Origin of the sequence: Streptobacillus ratti, assembly GCF_001891165.1 — a bacterium.
In the GTDB taxonomy this organism is placed as follows: Bacteria; Fusobacteriota; Fusobacteriia; order Fusobacteriales; family Leptotrichiaceae; genus Streptobacillus; species Streptobacillus ratti.
In genome coordinates this window covers 1-1,144 of record NZ_LKKW01000072.1, presented here as the reverse complement: position 1 = coordinate 1,144, position 1,144 = coordinate 1, and the positions used below count along the sequence as shown (strand labels likewise).

At 22.6% G+C, this 1,144-nt stretch carries 1 protein-coding gene; it reads left to right on the top strand.

Annotated elements, in window-relative coordinates; translation table 11 throughout:
* The first annotated feature begins 171 nt into the window (after positions 1-171).
* Positions 172-1,047, top strand: a complete 876-nt coding sequence (locus BT993_RS06795) for an IS30 family transposase (RefSeq protein WP_072593805.1) — start codon at positions 172-174, stop codon at positions 1,045-1,047.
* The last annotated feature ends 97 nt before the right edge of the window (positions 1,048-1,144 follow it).

Genomic DNA, 1,144 nt, shown 5'->3' with positions numbered 1-1,144 from the left:
CTTATATTTTATTCCTAACTTAGGTACTGCCCCTATATTAACAAGTGTTTTAGTAAATGGATCTTTAGTTCCTAAATTCCAAAAGTAAATGTCCAAAAAAGTAATTGAAAAAAAATAGGATATACAGTACAATCATAAATGACCAAATCTATTGAAAGGAACTGTATACCCATGACTAATAATAACACATTTTTTAAAATTAATAAAGAAGAAAAATTTAAACATCTTACTAAAGTTGACCGTGGTATCATTTACCATATCCTTAAAGATAATAATATTAAAGACTTAACTAAATATTTAATAAAGCCTACTACTAATAATAGAAAATATTTTCTTTCTATACTAAAAAAGATTGCCTCTAGTTTAAATAAATCTCTAAAAACTATTAAAAGAGAAATAAATAGAGGTACTATTAAACAAATTGATTCTATGTATAACCCTATTCTAATTTATTCTTTTGATATATCTCATGATAAATATATAGAAAGAATAACTAAAAAAGAATTACCTCTTAAAATTGATAGTAATACTAAAATTCATTTTGAAATTACTAAATTATTAAATAATAAGTATTCTCCTTATGCTATTACTAGAATACTTAAAAGTAAATATAATTTTACTTTATCTGTACAAACTCTATATAATTATATACATAAAGATTTATTTAAATTCTTAGGATATAAAAAGAATAATAACACAATAATATATAAGAGTAAGGGTAATAGAATTTATTCTAAGAAAGTTATTAAATTTGGTGGTTTAAGTATTGATAAAAGAGATGAAATAATAAATAATAGAAAAACTCTTGGTCATTGGGAGATTGATTGTGTTGTTGGTAATAGAGAGGGTAAATCTAAGGTGATAATGACTCTTACTGAGAGATTATCAAGAATTAATATTGTTCGTTTATTAGATGCTAAGACTAATGATAATGTTATTAAAGAGGTTGAAAAGATTATTAAAAGTAATAAATATTTAATTCATTCTATTACTTCTGATAATGGTTCTGAGTTTTCTAATGTTAAGTATATTACTGATTGCCTTTAATGGAGCTAATACAATCTTTTTATTAACATCTGCAATATTAGTTGGCTTTTATGAATCAATTAGACTAGAAAATTTAACTTCATGGATAGTAAAAGAA